Source organism: Pseudoalteromonas sp. SG43-5 (assembly GCF_014164345.1).
GTDB lineage: Bacteria > Pseudomonadota > Gammaproteobacteria > Enterobacterales > Alteromonadaceae > Pseudoalteromonas > Pseudoalteromonas distincta.
Genome location: NZ_JACJFA010000028.1, coordinates 1 through 17,448, shown reverse-complemented (window position 1 = coordinate 17,448; position 17,448 = coordinate 1). Strand labels below are relative to the sequence as shown.

Sequence of the window (17,448 nt, the reverse complement as noted above, 5' to 3'; positions counted from 1 at the left end):
TATAAAGCGGGATAAATAATCATGGTCAGTGTAAAAGAAAAAATAGCGTATGGCTTAGGCGACACCGCCAGTAATATCATTTTTCAAACAGTTATGATGTTTTTAATGCTGTACTACACAGACGTAGTGGGTTTATCACCCGCTGTTGTCGGTACTATGTTTTTAGCAGTACGTATTTTTGATGCCGTAACCGACCCATTAATGGGCAACCTTGCTGACAAAACACATACGCGCTGGGGGCACTTTCGCCCCTACCTACTTTGGCTTTCACTTCCTTTTGCCATTATTAGTGTTTTAGCGTTTACTACGCCTGATTTAGAAGGCACCGATAAAATAATTTACGCCTTTACTACTTACACACTTCTTATGGTGGCTTACACCGCTATCAATATTCCTTATTGTGCACTGGGCGGTGTACTTACTGCAGATGTAAAAGAGCGCGTGACTATTCAGTCTTACCGCTTTGTATTTGGTATGTTAGGCGGCGTAATAGTAGCGGGTTGTACTATGCCAATGGTTGAGTACTTTGGCCAAGGCGATGCAGCTAAGGGCTATCAATACACCATGACTGCAATGAGCATTTTAGGCTTTGTACTTTTTTTACTTTGTTTTTTAGGCACAAAAGAGCGTATACAACAGCCAAAAGAGCAAAACATTCCTTTTGCCCAAAGTGTTAAAGCATTAATTAAAAACGATCAATGGCGAACGCTTTGCTTAGCTGCGTTTTTTTTACTTACCGGTCAAGTATTAAGGCTTACGCTTGCTGTTTACTACGTAAAATACTATTTAGGTCGAGACGATTTAATCACCTTATTTATGACGCTAGGTGTTGCAGCAAGCATGCTAGGGTGTGCTTTAGCTCAACCGCTTGCAAAGCGCTTTTGTAAAATAAAAGCCTATATAAGCTTACAAGTTATTGCTGCCGCTATTTGTGGTTTTAGCTACTTTATTAGTAAAGATCAATTAGTACTCGCATTTACTGCCTTTATTTTATGGAAATTCTTTTTAGATATGGCAACCCCGTTGTTGTGGGCAAAAATGGCCGACACCATAGATTACGGGCATGAAAAAACAGGTGTACGCATTACGGGTTTGGTTTATTCAGGCGTTATATTTTTTATTAAAATGGGCGTGGCTGTAGGCGGCGCAATTGCAGGCTGGTTGTTATCTTTTTACAGTTATCAGGCCGATGCAGTACAAACTCTTGATACTCAACACGGTATTTTACTTTCATTTACTGTGTTACCTGCTTTTGGATCTTTATTTGTTGCCTACATAATGAAAAAATATACACTGACTAATCAGGTTGTTGAAAATATTCAATCTAAACTAACAGCTAGTTAAGATATATACTCTAAGGTATTATTTAGCCGAAGTAGTTAAGGATAAGCGAGTGAACAAATAAACATGGCAACAATTTATCAAGTCTCAGAGCTTGCGGGCGTATCGTTAGCCACCGTTTCTCGCGTGATGAACAAAAATACCCGTGTAAGCGATAAAACTAAACAAAAAGTGCTTGATGCTATGGCGCAGCTTGGCTACAAGCCTAATTCAATAGCGCAATCTTTAGCCTCTAACTGTACTAACAGTGTCGGTATTTTAGTGTCTGAGTTACATGGTCCTTTCTTTGCCCAAATGATGGCAGGTATTGAATCAGAGCTTCGTGCTGCGGGTAAACACGTTATTATTACCACCGGACACAGTGAAGAAGACAAAGAACAAGAAGGCATTGAGTTTTTAATTAGCAGACGCTGCGATGCCATTATTTTGCACGTTGAAGCCGTCTCAGACGACTACCTAATAAAATTAAGCCAAGGCTCTACACCCGTTTATTTAATGAGCCGTTACGTAGAGCAACTAAAAGACAACTGTATCAGCCTAGATAATCAATTAGGTGGTTACCTAGCCACTAAATCGATATTAAATCAAGGCCATACACAAATAGCGTATATTGCAGGCCCGCAGTTTAAAGCCGATGCATTTAATAGACTTGAAGGTCACAAACAAGCGCTTACAGAGGCTGGTGTTAAATTTGATCCTACGCTTTATTATATTGGCGACTTTAACGAAACTGGCGGTAGTAAAGGCTTAAAACATTTTATTGATGAAAAACTTAGCTTTACTGCACTGGTATGCGCCAATGACGAAATGGCCTCCGGTGCCATGAAGTATGCACGAGAGCACGGTTATAACTTACCAATTGATTTATCGATTGTTGGATTTGATAACGTTATTTTTGCAAACTACCTATACCCTACACTCACGACCATAGATAATCCGGTCGGGAAAATGGGCGAAATGGCAGCTAAACTAGTGCTTAAAGACGTATATCAAAATAAAAACCTCGTTATAAATCGCTTTTTTGAACCTACTTTAATGCAGCGCGATTCATCAGCACCACTTATTAAATAAAAACCAAAGACTAAAAAAGAGTACTGATTTTGGTACAAAAAAAGCGGCTAAATGCCGCTTTTTGTATGTGAGCTACTTAACAATCCAAGGCGTTACTTTAATAACGTTCGATATATCGCCAAGCACTGCGCTATCATCTTCCCAGCTATCTTCAACTGCAAAATAACACACTGACTTTTCACACGTTATGCTCTTATCATCAAATTGCATTGGGCTTTTAAATGTAACTGCTACGCCCTTTTGCTCTGGTAATAAAAACCACATTAATTTACTTACAAAAAAGCCCGATAAATCAGTTAACAGCTCATCAAGTTCTTCGTTAATGGTATATAACGACTGCTTTGAAAATGTTAAATCTTCAAGTTCGTTTGCTTCTATTTGAAGTTTTAATTGGCAATCATGATCTGGATTTTGTGGCTGCACCACAATGACGGCTTTATCTGTATCAAGTTGCTTATCGAACGGTAATAATAGCTGTGCTTTATCGGTGAAGTTAAGTGGGTACTCGTTTCTTTCAGTTAAAATAGTGCCGCTTTTAATGGCACACGCTTCATTAGTTGCTATATCACTTATATAAAAATTAACTCGCGCATATTGAAAGTCGCCTTTGTTAACAACTTTTAATCGGTCATAAAAACCGTCATACGACATAACAAATTCTCTTGCATTAACATTAAATGCACTCATGCCCAGCAGCACTAACGCAATGGCGTTGGTGCAATTAAAAATGTATTTATTCATCAAAGTAGGCTCTATTTTGGCTAATCATCGTGTTTAGCTCTTCTATATACGCTTCACCGCGCTCAGAGTAAGACATTAAACCATGTGTAAGTTCAGTCGCTAAAATTGGTTTTTGCTCAAGACGTAAGTTTTCACGTATTGCGCGCAAATCTTTATAAGCAGGATGCGTATTTATGTTTTTAAAATAAGAGTTTATAGCAGCTCTTACCGATTTAAACGCAGCAACTTCGTGTGCAGCTCCAGTATTACGGCGTTTTGGTACCATGCCACAACCTTTTGTGTAACACCACTGACCAAAAAAGTTAAGGCCAATACGTGCAAAACGCGATGTGCCCCACGCAGATTCATTTGCAGCTTGCATAAGCGCTAATTCTTTAGGAATTATATCAACACGGCGTAGTGCTTGCGTAAGTATTAGCGTATCAATGGTGGTTGGTAAGCCGTACGACTTTAATATTGCTGCAATATCTTTGCTTTGCTTTTTTTCTAAAGGTAATTCGTTTTGTAGCATCATGCGTGCTATTTCAAGCTTAGCGCGTTGCTGTAATATTTTTTTGTTTTCGGCTTCAACGTGCGGACGAATAAAGCTAAAAAATGCATGTTTTTTTTCTTTAACATCACTAAATTCTGAAAACTTTGGCAGTTTTACATTATGTAATGGTTTTTCTTTTTTCTTCACTTTTTTTGGTTGTTCTGACGTTTGTTCATCTAGCTCAACATCATCATTTTGTATAAACGGATATGCAAGCGCCCATACAAAAAACACGGTTAGTAAAAGCTTAAAAATCGTTTTTAACATGTATTCTCTCTTTGAAACAACAACTATGCATGGTTAATACACAAGCATACGAAGGCGCATTATACCTAAGCCACTTTATAAACGCGAATAACTGGGGTTTGATGACCTTTTACGGTTGAATTTTCAGCAATGTATTTGGGTTTTAGATAAAACAGAGCCTATGTAATGCATTTGTTCATTCGCAATTTATAAGTCCATGGGTATACTGAGCAAAGTTTAATAATATTAACTATGTGTGAGTAAGCAGTATGGATAAACAATGGCAAAGCCGAATAATAGAGCAATATAAACATCGTCCTAACGATAACCGCTCGCCGTGGCAGGTCGACCGTTCGCGTATTATTCATGCCGCAGCATTTAGGCGTTTGCAAGCTAAAACCCAAATTATGGGCATTGGCCTAAACGACTTTTACCGCACTCGCCTTACCCACTCTTTAGAAGTATCGCAAATTGGTACCGGCATATTGCGCCATTTAAAAGCGCAACATAGCGGCTTTGCGCACTTTCCATCAACTGGACTGCTCGAAACACTGTGTTTAGCGCACGATATTGGCCATCCACCCTTTGGCCATGGTGGCGAAATAGCGCTAAATTACATGATGCGCGATCACGGTGGTTTTGAAGGTAACGCACAAACACTGCGCATAGTTGCAAAACTTGAGCCCTACAGTAATGGCCACGGCATGAACCTAACTCGTCGTACTTTGTTAGGTTTTATAAAATACCCCGCGTTTATTAATACGCTTTGGCATACCATTCCCGATGCCACAACCGGTCGTGCATTTATAAAAGCGGATGATTGGCGACCAGCCAAAGGGTTATACAATGACGACGCAGCCATATTTAATTGGATAGTAGAACCACTGAGTCAAAACGATAAAACATTGTTAGGTAACCATGCCGCTATTGATAAGTACCGCGCTAAAACAACGTATAAATCGCTCGACAGCGCCATAATGGAGCATGCCGACGATATAGCATACGCGGTACACGACTTAGAAGATGCCATTGCAACCCACGTACTCACATTAGACGATTGGCAAACTCATGCTCTGCCCCATTTAAAAGCACTAAACTTTGACTGGCTAAACGCCATGCTTGAATCGCTGACCCAGCGCTTGTTTTCAAAAAATGATTATGAGCGAAAAGATGCCATAGGTGAGCTGGTTAATACCTTTATTATTCATATACATTTGGATATACAAAACGATAACTTTGAATGCCCTATTTTAAAGTACACCGCTAAATTAGATGCCCAATACGACAGTGTATTGCAAATACTTAAGCATTTTGTGTTTCAACGTTTAATACGTGACCCCGAAATGCAGCAAATAGAGTTCAAAGGTCAAAACTTACTAATAGAGTTATTTACCGCGTTTGCTAGCGATCCGCTGCGTTTATTGCCCGAAACAACACAAGCACAATACATAGAAGCGCAAAAGCAAAACCAAGGGATGCGTATAATTTGCGATTATTTGAGCGGAATGACCGACGAGTACGCCTATAAAACATACCAACGATTGTTTTCACCTATGCAGTAGCTAACTGCTAACTAGCAAACATTGAAAAGGGCAAGTAAATTTAATTTACTCGGCCTTTTTGCTCAGCTATTAAAGTTAGCTATTTTGTTAAAGCGCTTTTATAACGACTCTACGCCCATGTTATATAGCGTAAAACCAAATATATCAGCGTACTGCTCAATTGTTTTACTCGTTGGTGTACCTGCACCATGCCCAGCATTGGTTTCTATGCGAATAAGCATTGGATTATTACCCGTTTGCTTTGCTTGAAGCTCAGCGGCAAACTTAAACGAATGCGAAGGAACAACTCGGTCATCATGATCGCCAGTTGTGATCATAGTCGCTGGATACTCAACACCTGCTTTTACATTATGAAGTGGTGAGTAACCTTTAATGTATTCAAACATTTCTTTGCTTTGCTCACTGGTGCCGTAGTCGTATGCCCAGCCAGCGCCGGCAGTAAATGTATGGTAGCGCAGCATATCAAGTACACCTACTGCAGGTAGAGCAACTTGGAATAGGTCTGGGCGCTGCGTCATTACTGCGCCAACTAACAAACCACCGTTAGAGCCACCGCGAAGTGCTAAGCGCTTTTTAGACGTGTACTTTTTATCTTTTAAATACTCAGCTGCGGCAATAAAGTCGTCAAACACATTTTGCTTTTGCAATTTAGTGCCTGCATTGTGCCAGTCTTTACCGTACTCACCACCACCGCGAATATTAGCAACGGCGTACACACCACCTTGCTCAAGCCATACTGCATTAACGGGGCTAAAGCTTGGCGTTAAACTAATATTAAAACCACCGTAACCGTATAAAATTGTAGGGTTAGAACCATCAAGCTTAATGCCTGTTTTATAGGTAATTACCATCGGTATTTTAGTACCGTCTTTTGAGGTGTAAAACACCTGCTCAGACGTGTAATCATCACTATTAAAATCAATAGCCGACTTACGATAAACACCCGATTCACCCGTAGCTACGTCAAACGTATAAGTAGTACCTGGTGTTTTGTAGTTAGTGAACGAATAATAAAGCGTTGTTTGATCTTTTTTACCGCCAAAACCACGTGCTGTACCCACGCCTGGCAATGTAATTTCGCGAATTAGCTCGCCTTTTTTGTTGTACTGTTTTACCTGCGAAATCGCGTCAACCATGTAGTTGGCAAAAAAGGTATCGCCGCCTTTTGTAAGATTTAGTACGTTTTTGGTTTCAGGAATTAAATCAACCCAATTTTCAGGGCTTGGGTTACTTGCATCAACCGTCACTACTTTTTTGTTTGGTGCATTAAGGTTAGTAACTAAAAACAGCTTGCTGCCTTCGTTATCAATAACTGATGTATCTGAATCAGTATTTCCTACAACCGTTACAAACTCACTGTTTTTATTTGTTAAGTCCTTTATAAACAGCTTATTGCCTGAAGTAGACGTACTAGCTGAAATAAGTAAGTAGCGGCCGTCATGAGTTACATCAGCGCCTACATAGCGATGCTTTTGTTCATCAGTTTCACCAAATACAACACTATCTGCAGATTGTGCAGTACCTAGCTTATGGTAATACGCTTTATGCTGATCTGTTTTAGCCGACAGCTCACTGCCTTTAGGTTTTTCGTAACTTGAATAATAAAAGCCCTCGTTACCTAACCAATCAATGCCACTAAATTTAACGTCAACAAGCGCTTCTTCAACTTGCTCTTTAGTATGTGCATCAATAACTATAATTTTGCGCCAATCGCTGCCGCCTTCAGATATTTGATACGCGAGTAATGACCCATCTTTTGAAAACGATAAACCCGACATAGACGTCGTACCATCTTCACTAAACTTGTTTGGATCTAAAAATACTTCAACGTCGCCACCATCTTTACTGCGGTACAAAACATATTGATTTTGCAGGCCATCGTTTTTATAAAAATAGGTGTAATCGCCTTCAGTAAAAGGAGCGCCTATTTTTTCGTAGTTCATTAGTTTTTCAAGGCGCTGCTTTAACTTATCGCGATAAGGAATTTGTTCTAAATAAGAAAACGTTAAATTATTTTGCGTTTTAACCCAATCGGCAGTTTCGCTGCTCATGTCATCTTCAAGCCAACGATATGGGTCACTAACCGCTTCTTCAAAGTAGGTATCTACTACATCGCCTTTTTTTGTTTCTGGGTATATAACTGCGTTAACTTGCTTCATAGGTGCTTTTACTTCTTCTTGAGTTACCGTATTAGTTGGCTCTGAACAGCCGCTAAGCGCTACAATTACAGCACACGCTAGAGTATGTTTAAACATCCTGAGTTCCATTCTTATTTATTAATAGTGCGCCTAAGTTATTAACTTTTAGCCCTTTTGTCTATTTAGATGCGTTAAGCGCCATTTATCGCTGTAAACAAATGTAAACTTACGCTTTAATAGCACGACCCTCATTAAAATAAAAAACAATAAAAGAGCACACTATGCAAAGTACAAACCCCACGTATAAAAGCTTTAAAGCCTTCTACCCTTATTATTTAAAAGAGCACCGCAACGTGACTTGCCGCCGCTTACATTTTATAGGAAGCACCCTCGTTCTTGTTGTAATCGCAATAGCATTATTAAAACAACACTACAGTTTATTGTGGCTATTACCTGTTATTGGATATGGGTTTGCGTGGGTCGGGCATTTCTTTTTTGAAAAAAACCGCCCTGCTACTTTTAAACACCCTTTTTACAGTTTGTGGGGAGATTGGGTAATGTTTAAAGACATGCTTATTGGAAAAATTAAATTTTAACACTATTTCTAGCACTCTTTTTTATACCAATTACTTATAAAAACAAAATTACTTCATGCTTTAAAGTATAGGTTCTAATAAGTAGTACATAATTTATAATACACCCATTAAATGTTAATTTAGTTAACATTTAATGGGTGTATTTTTATTTTATATTTTTAAAAATATTTATAGCTCAACAGTTGTTTATTGCCAGCCCAATAAAAATGGCTTCCTACAAATAATTAGTTAAATCTACCAACCTCATCTTACCAGTTAATTAAACGTTAAATTTAATTTTTAAATATAATTCATTATCCATCAATTACTTAGCAATTACCTTCGCTATATAACTAAAACAATGGTCATTATAAAAAACAACCAAATGTAATTATAAAAACCCTTAAATTAATTGAATGTTATTCAATTGACTGTCTTTGTTAATTAAGTATATGTTCAAGGTAACAAAGAGGTTTAATCTTTATCTTTTTGTACAAAACTAAAATAATTCAATGGGTATGGGGAAATACAGCATGAATAGAAAACCGTTATTAAAATTACAGCAGTCGGTACCACAAATATTACTCGCCATGAGTGCATCAGCTGCACTAGTTGGTTCGCTCTCAGTAAATGCTGCAGAGCAAGAAACCAAAGCAGAAGAAAACATCGAACAAATAAGCGTAATTGGCTCTCGCCGATTAGGCCGTACAGTAGAAGACAGTGCAGTACCCATCGATATAATTGGTGCAGATGCACTTAAAAATTCAGGCTTTACTGAAACGAATGCCCTACTTAGCAATTTATTACCTAGCTTTAACTTCCCGCAAGCATCACTTACTGATGGTAGTGACCATGTACGCCCTGCTCAACTTCGTGGTTTAGCACCTGATCACACTTTAGTGCTTGTTAATGGTAAACGCCGCCACAGTAATGCATTACTTAACTTAAATGGCTCAACGGGTCGTGGTTCATCATCAGTTGATTTAAATGCAATTCCAGCAAATGCTATTGCCCGTATTGAAGTATTACGTGATGGCGCAGCAGCCCAATATGGCTCTGATGCTATAGCCGGTGTTATTAATATTGTGCTTAAAAGTGCCAGCAGCGGTGGTTCAGTTGCGGCTATATATGGTGCTAACGTAACCGAAATGGACAGTGTACCACAGCTTGAGTCTGTATCTGAAGGCAGTGATGGTAATTTAGCCTTTACTGAAGGGGGCGATCGCTCTTTAACAGACGGCCAAACACTAACGCTGCAAGGTAATATGGGTTTTGAACTTGGCGATAATGGCTTTTTAAACATTTCAACAGAATACCGCGACCGCCATTCAACTAACCGCTCTGACTACGATAATCGTGAAAACTATGCACGATTAGATGATGGCTCGTTAGACCCTCGTGAACTTACCGTAAATCGATATAACCATAACTTTGGTAATGGCGATGTAGAAGACTTTTCAGTGTTTTATAACGCAGGTTACCAGTTAACAAATGAGGTCGATTTATATTCGTTTGGCTCTTACAGCAAACGCGAAGGCGAAGGCGGTGGTTTTTATCGCCGTGCAAGCGATAGCCGTAATATAGAAGAAGTTTATCCTGATGGCTTTTTACCTGTTATCACCTCAGACATAGATGACTTTTCACTGGCACTTGGCGCTAAAGGTTTTGTAAGTGAATGGAATTACGATGTATCGGCCGTATATGGTCAAGATGCATTTGAGTTTGGTGTAATAAATAGTTTAAATACCTCATACGGCCCGACTAGCCAAACAAGCTTTGATGCAGGAACACTTACTTACGATCAACTTACCTTAAACGTTGATTTTAGTCGCGAAGTAGACGTCAGCTTTTTAGAAAGCTCGGTAAGTGTAGCTGTAGGTGCTGAGTATCGCCGCGAAGGATACCAAATAGATGCAGGCGAAGAAGCTTCATATGCACAAGGCACATTTGGCCCAGGAGGCGCAGTAACCGACCCAGTTGATGGCCCATTTGGCGCAGCGGGCGCACAAGTATTCCCAGGGTTTACACCCGAATCAGAGGGCGATAATAGCCGCCATAACGTGAGCTTGTATATAGACCTTGAAACCTACCTAACCGACGATTGGAATTTAGCGGTTGCCGCCCGTTATGAAGATTACTCAGACTTTGGCGATACACTTAACGGTAAAGTTGCGACTCGTTATTCATTAACTGAAGACTTAGCGCTGCGCGCCTCTGTATCAACTGGTTTTAGAGCACCGTCGCTACAACAGCAATACTTTACCTCAGTGGCCACTGTATTTGTTGATGGCGAACCAACCGAAACAGGTACGTTCGCACCAAGCAGCGATGTAGCAAAAGCACTGGGCTCACCTGGTCTTGATGCAGAAGAAGCTACTAACTACGGCGTTGGTTTTACATGGTCTACCGACTTTAATTTCAGCTTATCGGTTGATTACTACCAAATATTAATTGATGACCGCATTGTGTTATCAAACAACTTATCGGGCGATGCTATTGCCGATTTACTTCAAGGCACAGGCGCTAACCAAGGTCGTTTCTTCTTAAATGCAATTGACAGTAAAACCCGTGGTGTTGATGTGGTTGCCTCTTATAATGTAGCAACTGATGGTTATGGCGATTTAGCCTTTAACCTAGGTTACAACTACGGTAAAAATGAAGTAACAAATATTATCGACCCACCAGCAGAGCTGCAAGGTGCTGGGTTTGATCAAGACAACTTGTTCTCAGGCACTGAGCTACGTCGTTTTGAAGTAAGCACACCGCGTAATAAGTACAACTTAAGCGCAACATGGACTAACGACGACATACGCACCACGCTTAGAACAACGCGTTACGGCGAAACTCAAGACCCTTCAGATATCCCAGAACGTAACGAAGTGCTTAAGCCTAAATGGATAACCGACTTAGATGTCGCCTACTCGCTTAGCGAAAACTTATCGCTGAGCTTAGGGGCTAATAACATTTTTGATGTTTACCCAGATGCAACCCGTGAAAATGTTGACGATGTAACCACCTTCTCACGTTTATTTGCTTACTCTAGCTTCTCGCCGTATGGATTTAACGGACGCTACGTGTACGGCAAAATAGAAATGAAGTTTTAATAAGCACAGCTTAAAGTAACCAAACACACAAAAGCCACCGATTAGGTGGCTTTTTAATGCGAGTTACTATTAAATCTATTACTAAATCTATTATTAGATTTTAGTTAACCAGCCGTGCTTATCTTCACTTTTACCCCATTGAATATCGTTCAATGCTTGGCGAAGGCGCGCAGTAGTTGGGCCTGGCTCGCCAGTACCTACTTTGTATTCTTTATCGTTATGAATAAACGTACCCACAGCAGTTAGTACAGCTGCAGTGCCCGAAAGCGCCGCTTCAGTACCAGGTTTAGCAGCACGCTCTAGTAGCTCAGTAACGCTAAAGTTACGTTCGCTTACCGTCATACCTAAATCTTTTGCAATGGTTAAAATACTATTACGCGTTACACCATGTAAAAACGTGCTATCAAGCGCTTTAGTAATAATTTCGTTGCCATCAATAAGTATAAAGTTAGCAGCACCGGTTTCTTGTACGTCGCCACCTGGGCAAAATAAAATTTGATCTGCTTGATACTTAGTTCGTGCAGCACTAATAGGTGCTAAAGCACTGGCGTAGTTACCACCACTTTTTACCATTCCCATGTGCGGGGCGCAGCGCATGCCATCTTCTTCAAGCAGTACACGCAGTGCAGTTGCACCACCGGCAAAGTAATCTCCTACTGGCGATAGTAACGTGTACAAAAGCGAGCTCATTGATGGCGCTGCCGCTTTACCAATTGCAGCCTCAGTTCCAATGTGCGTTGGACGAATATACATAGAGCCCGGCGGTAATGGCGTTTCATCTGCGTATTCGCGCATAATATCGATAATCATCGTTTTTAGCATATCGCTGTCAAAACTCGGTAAGCTTAATAGCGCTGAGCTTTGTTGCATGCGTGCAATATTTGCATCCATTCTAAAAAGATAAACAGAACCATCTTCATGGCGAAAGGCTTTTAAGCCTTCAAAACATGTACTTGAATAATGAAGAACGTGCGCACCAGCATGAAGTTCAAGTTTATCGGAAGGGACAATTGAGCTTTCGCTCCATTTATTATCAGAAAAACGAGCTTGAATCATCTGCGGCATAAACACGGTACCAAATGCGGCCATTTTAATCTCTCTTGTGTGGTCTATTTTCCTCCATTGTATGACAATCACACGCTATTTAACCATAGCTAATGTAAGGCTTTTTTAATTAACTATGAGAAATTTTTGCAAGTGCTGTTTACTAATCAACCGCATTGGGTGCTATAAACAAAAAAATCGGCTAATGCAGTTGCACTAGCCGATTCTTAAAGGTAAATAATTTACTTGAACGAATATCTAATAATACGTTTTAGCACCGAAGTATACTGTTTAAAAAAGCTACCTGTATGGTAATCAATACCGTGTTTTTTCAAAACGGCTTGTACTTGAGGTGCAACTTCTTGGTAGCGCGAAGACGGCATATCTGGAAATAAGTGATGCTCTATTTGGCAGCTCAAATGCCCCGTTAAAACATGAAACCAATGCGACCCTTTAATATTTGACGAGCCCAGTACTTGGCGATAATACCACTGCCCTTGCGTTTCGTTTACGCAGTCTTCTTGTTTAAAGGTCTCTGTTTCTTCGGTAAAGTGACCACAAAATATTATGGTCGACGTCCATAAATTACGGATTAAGTTAGCTACCAAGTTACCCGCTAATACCCATAAAAATAAAGGCCCTGCAAGTAACGGAAATATCGCATAATCTTTAATTAACTGGCGAGCGCCTTTACTAAAAAAGCGCTGCTTTAATGTAGAGTGTGATACAAGCCCTTCACGGTTTTCTTTCTTTTTACCAATAAAAACACGCTCTGCAGCCAATTCGTGATACGACACGCCCCACTGAAATAACACACTTAAATTAATATACGTAAAAAACTGCCATACATTTTTAAAACGCCATTTAAAATCATCGCTTAAACGCAACAAGCCATAACCAAAGTCTCTGTCTTTGCCAATAATATTAGTATACGTATGGTGTTCAAAGTTATGAACGCGATGCCAACTTTGCCCGTCGCACGCTATGTCCCATTCATAATGTTGTGAGTTAAGTTGCTTGTCGTTCATCCAATCGTATTGACCATGCATTACATTGTGGCCAATTTCCATATTGTCTAAAATTTTAGCAAGCGCTAATAGCAACACACCTGCAACCCACAATAATGGTTGAATAAAACCGAGCATTAGCAAAATTCGCCCGCTCCATTCACACACTCGCTGTTTGCGCACAACAGAGCGAATGTAGTCAGCATCTTGTTGGCCAACTTTGCCAAGGGTGTCCATTTTAATGGCATCTAGCTCGCTTGCGAGCATGTCATAGTTAATGTTTTTCATAATTGTAACTCCAAATCACTAACAGGTTGGCTTACGCAAAGTTGTATTAATTGCTCGCCGTTGTCACTCAATTCACCTGTTTTTAAATTACGTACCACGCCTGACTTTTTAATACATTGGCATTGATGGCAAATACCAATACCGCAACCGCGTTTAACGGGTAGCTTTTTTTCTTCAAACTGAGTCAGTAAAACATCGTTGCCCGATACAACATGGGCACTGGCGTTAATTTTTACATTAAATTGGCTGTCGTCGTTTAAGCTAGGCAACGCTAAACCAAAGGCTTCTTGGTAGTAATTTAGCTTATGCGTTTTAGCAAAATCGCTCACCGTTTGCATAAATGCTGCAGGGCCACAGCAGTAAATATCTGGGTTTTCCCACGGCTTAATATTGCTGGTTATATCGCTTGATTGCTCACGCGTTAATAATAAAAACGAAAAATGCTCAAACTGCGCCGCCAACTCACTTAGCTCATCAACACATTGATGCTCAGTGGCTTTTGCGTAATACACTAACGACACTTTTTGCGTAGTTTGGCTTAAGTAATCATCAAGCATAGCCAGCATAGGTGTTATACCCGAGCCGCCTGCAATAAAAGTGGCTGGCGTGTGTGTGTTTTTAAACACAAAGTCGCCGCTTGGCGCAGAAATATTGCACCACAACCCCGCTTTTAATGCACTGCTGAGTAAGCCTGTAAAGCGCCCTTGCGCATTTGTTTTGATTAGTAAGCGCACCAAACCTGTATTTTTAAATTGCTGAGCGCTTGAGGCCACGGTAAAAACGCGTGTTAATAATCGCCCATTAATTTCAACCGTTAAACTTATATGCTGCCCTGACGTATGCGCCTGCCATTGTTTGCTTGGCTTAAGTTGCACACTTAAAAAACCGCCATCAAGTACAGCTGTACTAACTACTTGCGCTCTAAACTGCCCTGCACGCCAAGCAGGTTTAAACACCTGCATTACGGGCTCTATGTAGCCTGCAAAACTTTGATGGTGTAAAAACCATTTTGAAAATTGGTTTAATACTTGAGTCATCATGGTTAAATCTCTATCAAATCTTAATTGCTTTGAACTTACACGTGTACGCCCAAACTTCAGCGCACAAGTGTACGCTCAAATTTCAAGTTTTCAACCCCAATAGAGTAATTATTCAATTTTTATTAGCGCAATTTACTAAAACAATTTCCTGTGAAGAAGTAATTTTAAAATATATAAGTGTGTGTTTTTCATTCAACTCAGCACTTAACAAATTTATTTATGCCATGTTAAGGTTATGTAAGATTGGATTAATTTTGGAAGCCATAATGATAAATTTAATGTCACAAAACACACTCCCTAAACTAATAAGTGCAGGCTTAGCCGTTGCTATATTTGCTACTAACGCACCCGCGCATGCAAAAAGCGATTACGTAAAAAACTATAAGCAGCTCGATACTTTATCGCTTAGCGTTAACGCAGTAACAGCGGCAGAAGGTGTAGTTATACCTTGGGCTATTGAGCCTTTAGCTAATGGTGATTTACTAATATCTGAGCGCAGCGGAACGTTATTTTTATTGCCTAAAAATACCACTACATTAACTAAAGTGAAGGGCCTACCAAACATTGATGCTAATGGCCAAGGCGGATTGCTTGATTTATCACTACACACCGATAGTAAGCAAAACCAATGGCTGTACTTTAGTTACTCAAGTGGTGAGGGCAAAGGAAGCGGCAGTAACACCGCCTTAATGCGCGCTAAGCTAAGTGACGATCACACGCAGTTATCTGATCAACAATTGCTATACAAAGGCGAGCATAACAGCACTAAAGGCCAACACTATGGCAGTCGTATTGTGTTTGATAATGAAGGTTATGTTTATTTTTCAATTGGCGATCGCGGCTCGCGCGACATAAACCCGCAAGATCTCACGCGGGACGGCGGTAAAATTTATCGCTTACACGAAAATGGTAATATCCCAAGCGACAATCCGTTTGTTAAACAAAAAGATGCAAAACATGCGGTATGGTCTTATGGGCACCGTAATCCACAGGGTATGTGGTTTAATAATCAAAATAATATTTTATGGTCTCATGAACATGGGCCACGCGGCGGTGATGAACTTAATATAATAAAAAAAGGCGCTAACTACGGATGGCCTTTGGTAAGTTATGGCGTTAACTACAGCGGTACCACATTTACAGACCTTAAAGAAAAAGACGGCATGCAATCGCCCGTATTACACTGGACCCCTTCTATTGCGCCCTCCGATATGTTGTATGTAACGAGTGATAAATACCCACAGTTAAAAGGTAAATTATTACTTGCCTCCATGAAATTTGCATTTATTAGCGCGCTGGAACTCTCAAAGGGCAAGGTTGTTAAGCAATATAAAATACTCGATGGCATTGGCAGAGTACGTAGCCTAGCCCAAGGCAGCGATGGTTTTATTTATTTGGGTATTGATGGGCAAGGTATTAAACGCCTAGAGCCAAAAACGTAAACATTAGCACTAAAACTAGCACACAGTACGTTAATAATTACACCGTGTTTACTTTGCGCTTTAACGGCACAAAGTAAACATTTTCACCAAACAAAGAACTATTAAGCCCATTAATGCGTACACTAACTACATATAATTTAATATATTAAGAGAATACTAATGTTTTCATTTTTAAAGCCTGACCCAATAAAAAAACTGCGTAAAGAATACGACGTTAAACTAGAGCAAGGCATGCAGGCACAAAGAAAAGGCGACATTAAAAGCTTTGCCATGTTAAGTGCCGAAGCCGAAAAAATCTGGAGTGAAATAGAAACTCTAGAGGCAAAAAAAGCTAAATAATACCAATCGTGTTAAGTTATTAGACATTTATAGCGACGAATAATTAGAGTGATAACAAGGCATAAATTTCGACATGTAGTTGTTCTACATGAGAAATTTATAACGCCGTTAACGCTTTATTTAGCACGCTAGAAAGGCTAAATACTTAAGTCGATTGGTATCAGTATACTTAAGCGTGTCAGCCTTACTTTAATAGCAGGTAGACGCGTTTAGTAAATAATTAATGACCTCGTTTTTACAACTTCCACCACCAGTAAACCACCTTTTATAATATGCTTACACAAACAAGTGTACTTAAAGCGGTTACTTGCATTATCGCCGCCGTTTTTTAGTGGCTGTTAAATCATTTAAAAAGGCTTTTAGCTTTCATTTTAAATATGTAATTGCTGCATTTACGTACAGTACTGGCGTTTTTCCTCCTAAGTCAAAAAATGAGGACGTTTTCCTCATTTGTGCATATCATTAAAAGAACAACCCGCCTGAAAGTTTATAACTGGCAATGTGTTACAAGATTTGCTATTACTATTAAAAATAACTAAGAGGACATACTTTGCTCATAAAAAGAGGAAAGTGTCCTCTGATAAAGCTATTATATGTTTAGGGAATGTTCAGAGTATGGATGAAAAATTTGAAGAAGTAGTCGGCCGGTATTTAGAAAAAGCGATTGAAGTTGAAACTGAGACTTCAATGTCTCAAGCAAGCTCTTCAATGCTATTTGCTACCGCTTGCTACAATGCTCAAAACATTCTTGATAAATCATCCCCAAACAACCTCGAAGCTAATATTACAGAGTATATTGAAATGTATGAGGATATGCTTAGGAACTCTATTGAGCACTACTCCAGCAAATAAACATATAACAAGTGACTATGGTGTCAATTCCTAATTTCAAACCATTTTAGGATCCCACATGACACCATCCCTCACCATAGAATTTATGATTACTATAAGCTTTCTTATACAGGCAATAATAGCCAC

Annotated in this window: 14 protein-coding genes; 8 read left to right on the top strand and 6 right to left on the bottom strand. The window is 39.7% G+C overall.

The genetic code is table 11. The features are described from left to right. The first annotated feature begins 21 nt into the window (after positions 1-21). Entirely contained in the window at positions 22-1,344 is a 1,323-nt protein-coding gene (locus H5161_RS18710) for a glycoside-pentoside-hexuronide (GPH):cation symporter (RefSeq protein ID WP_182769854.1), read from the top strand. Between the two features lie 63 nt (positions 1,345-1,407). Beyond that, positions 1,408-2,412: a LacI family DNA-binding transcriptional regulator gene (locus H5161_RS18705; RefSeq protein ID WP_010552528.1), complete on the top strand. Its 1,005-nt coding sequence runs from the start codon at positions 1,408-1,410 to the stop codon at positions 2,410-2,412. Between the two features lie 72 nt (positions 2,413-2,484). Here H5161_RS18705 and H5161_RS18700 read toward each other — a convergent pair whose 3' ends face one another. Both H5161_RS18700 and H5161_RS18695 read right to left on the bottom strand, forming a co-directional pair. Next, positions 2,485-3,153 carry a DUF2987 domain-containing protein gene (locus tag H5161_RS18700; RefSeq protein ID WP_024606444.1) on the bottom strand — a complete coding sequence of 223 codons (669 nt, stop codon included), beginning with the start codon at positions 3,151-3,153 and terminating at the stop codon, positions 2,485-2,487. Next, on the bottom strand, positions 3,146-3,952 hold the full coding sequence (locus tag H5161_RS18695) for a glucosaminidase domain-containing protein (RefSeq protein ID WP_024606443.1): 807 nt from the start codon (positions 3,950-3,952) through the stop codon (positions 3,146-3,148). Before H5161_RS18695 ends, H5161_RS18700 begins: the two co-directional genes overlap by 8 nt. 248 nt (positions 3,953-4,200) lie before the next feature. Between H5161_RS18695 and H5161_RS18690 the strand changes: the two genes are divergently transcribed. After that, entirely contained in the window at positions 4,201-5,493 is a 1,293-nt protein-coding gene (locus H5161_RS18690) for an anti-phage deoxyguanosine triphosphatase (protein ID WP_182769853.1), read from the top strand. 98 nt (positions 5,494-5,591) lie between these two features. Here H5161_RS18690 and H5161_RS18685 read toward each other — a convergent pair whose 3' ends face one another. Then, entirely contained in the window at positions 5,592-7,748 is a 2,157-nt protein-coding gene (locus H5161_RS18685; protein ID WP_182769852.1) for a prolyl oligopeptidase family protein, read from the bottom strand. Positions 7,749-7,912: 164 nt separating this feature from the next. On the opposite strand from H5161_RS18685, the gene H5161_RS18680 reads away from it, so the two are divergent. Both H5161_RS18680 and H5161_RS18675 read left to right on the top strand, forming a co-directional pair. Then, complete coding sequence (locus H5161_RS18680; protein ID WP_182769851.1) at positions 7,913-8,227, top strand: DUF962 domain-containing protein; 315 nt, start codon at positions 7,913-7,915, stop codon at positions 8,225-8,227. A gap of 512 nt (positions 8,228-8,739) precedes the next feature. Further along, positions 8,740-11,310 (top strand): TonB-dependent siderophore receptor, encoded by a 2,571-nt coding sequence (locus tag H5161_RS18675; protein ID WP_182769850.1) that lies wholly within the window; start codon positions 8,740-8,742, stop codon positions 11,308-11,310. 93 nt (positions 11,311-11,403) lie between these two features. Here the strand turns inward: H5161_RS18675 and H5161_RS18670 are convergent, their stop codons facing one another. From H5161_RS18670 to H5161_RS18660, 3 genes are all read right to left on the bottom strand, one after another. Then, positions 11,404-12,405, bottom strand: coding sequence for a branched-chain amino acid aminotransferase (locus H5161_RS18670; protein WP_257983256.1), 1,002 nt, complete (start codon positions 12,403-12,405; stop codon positions 11,404-11,406). 191 nt (positions 12,406-12,596) lie between these two features. Further along, positions 12,597-13,649, bottom strand: coding sequence for an acyl-CoA desaturase (locus H5161_RS18665; RefSeq protein WP_024606437.1), 1,053 nt, complete (start codon positions 13,647-13,649; stop codon positions 12,597-12,599). Then, positions 13,646-14,689: a flavin reductase family protein gene (locus H5161_RS18660; RefSeq protein WP_182696447.1), complete on the bottom strand. Its 1,044-nt coding sequence runs from the start codon at positions 14,687-14,689 to the stop codon at positions 13,646-13,648. The genes H5161_RS18665 and H5161_RS18660 overlap by 4 nt, the downstream gene beginning before the upstream one ends. 266 nt (positions 14,690-14,955) lie before the next feature. Between H5161_RS18660 and H5161_RS18655 the strand changes: the two genes are divergently transcribed. From H5161_RS18655 to H5161_RS18645, 3 genes are all read left to right on the top strand, one after another. Then, complete coding sequence (locus H5161_RS18655) at positions 14,956-16,131, top strand: PQQ-dependent sugar dehydrogenase (RefSeq protein WP_182769849.1); 1,176 nt, start codon at positions 14,956-14,958, stop codon at positions 16,129-16,131. A 159-nt stretch (positions 16,132-16,290) separates the two neighbouring features. Continuing rightward, positions 16,291-16,470 carry a DUF6435 family protein gene (locus H5161_RS18650; RefSeq protein WP_002959772.1) on the top strand — a complete coding sequence of 60 codons (180 nt, stop codon included), beginning with the start codon at positions 16,291-16,293 and terminating at the stop codon, positions 16,468-16,470. Between the two features lie 615 nt (positions 16,471-17,085). Continuing rightward, positions 17,086-17,322 (top strand): DUF3144 domain-containing protein, encoded by a 237-nt coding sequence (locus H5161_RS18645; RefSeq protein ID WP_024600116.1) that lies wholly within the window; start codon positions 17,086-17,088, stop codon positions 17,320-17,322. The last annotated feature ends 126 nt before the right edge of the window (positions 17,323-17,448 follow it).

Coding starts and splice junctions, on each gene's coding strand:
- H5161_RS18710 (WP_182769854.1), top strand. CDS start 22: ATGGTCAGTGTAAAAGAAAAAATAGCGTATGGCTTAGGCGACACCGCC.
- H5161_RS18705 (WP_010552528.1), top strand. CDS start 1,408: ATGGCAACAATTTATCAAGTCTCAGAGCTTGCGGGCGTATCGTTAGCC.
- H5161_RS18700 (WP_024606444.1), bottom strand. CDS start 3,153: ATGAATAAATACATTTTTAATTGCACCAACGCCATTGCGTTAGTGCTG.
- H5161_RS18695 (WP_024606443.1), bottom strand. CDS start 3,952: ATGTTAAAAACGATTTTTAAGCTTTTACTAACCGTGTTTTTTGTATGG.
- H5161_RS18690 (WP_182769853.1), top strand. CDS start 4,201: ATGGATAAACAATGGCAAAGCCGAATAATAGAGCAATATAAACATCGT.
- H5161_RS18685 (WP_182769852.1), bottom strand. CDS start 7,748: ATGTTTAAACATACTCTAGCGTGTGCTGTAATTGTAGCGCTTAGCGGC.
- H5161_RS18680 (WP_182769851.1), top strand. CDS start 7,913: ATGCAAAGTACAAACCCCACGTATAAAAGCTTTAAAGCCTTCTACCCT.
- H5161_RS18675 (WP_182769850.1), top strand. CDS start 8,740: ATGAATAGAAAACCGTTATTAAAATTACAGCAGTCGGTACCACAAATA.
- H5161_RS18665 (WP_024606437.1), bottom strand. CDS start 13,649: ATGAAAAACATTAACTATGACATGCTCGCAAGCGAGCTAGATGCCATT.
- H5161_RS18660 (WP_182696447.1), bottom strand. CDS start 14,689: ATGATGACTCAAGTATTAAACCAATTTTCAAAATGGTTTTTACACCAT.
- H5161_RS18655 (WP_182769849.1), top strand. CDS start 14,956: ATGATAAATTTAATGTCACAAAACACACTCCCTAAACTAATAAGTGCA.
- H5161_RS18650 (WP_002959772.1), top strand. CDS start 16,291: ATGTTTTCATTTTTAAAGCCTGACCCAATAAAAAAACTGCGTAAAGAA.
- H5161_RS18645 (WP_024600116.1), top strand. CDS start 17,086: ATGGATGAAAAATTTGAAGAAGTAGTCGGCCGGTATTTAGAAAAAGCG.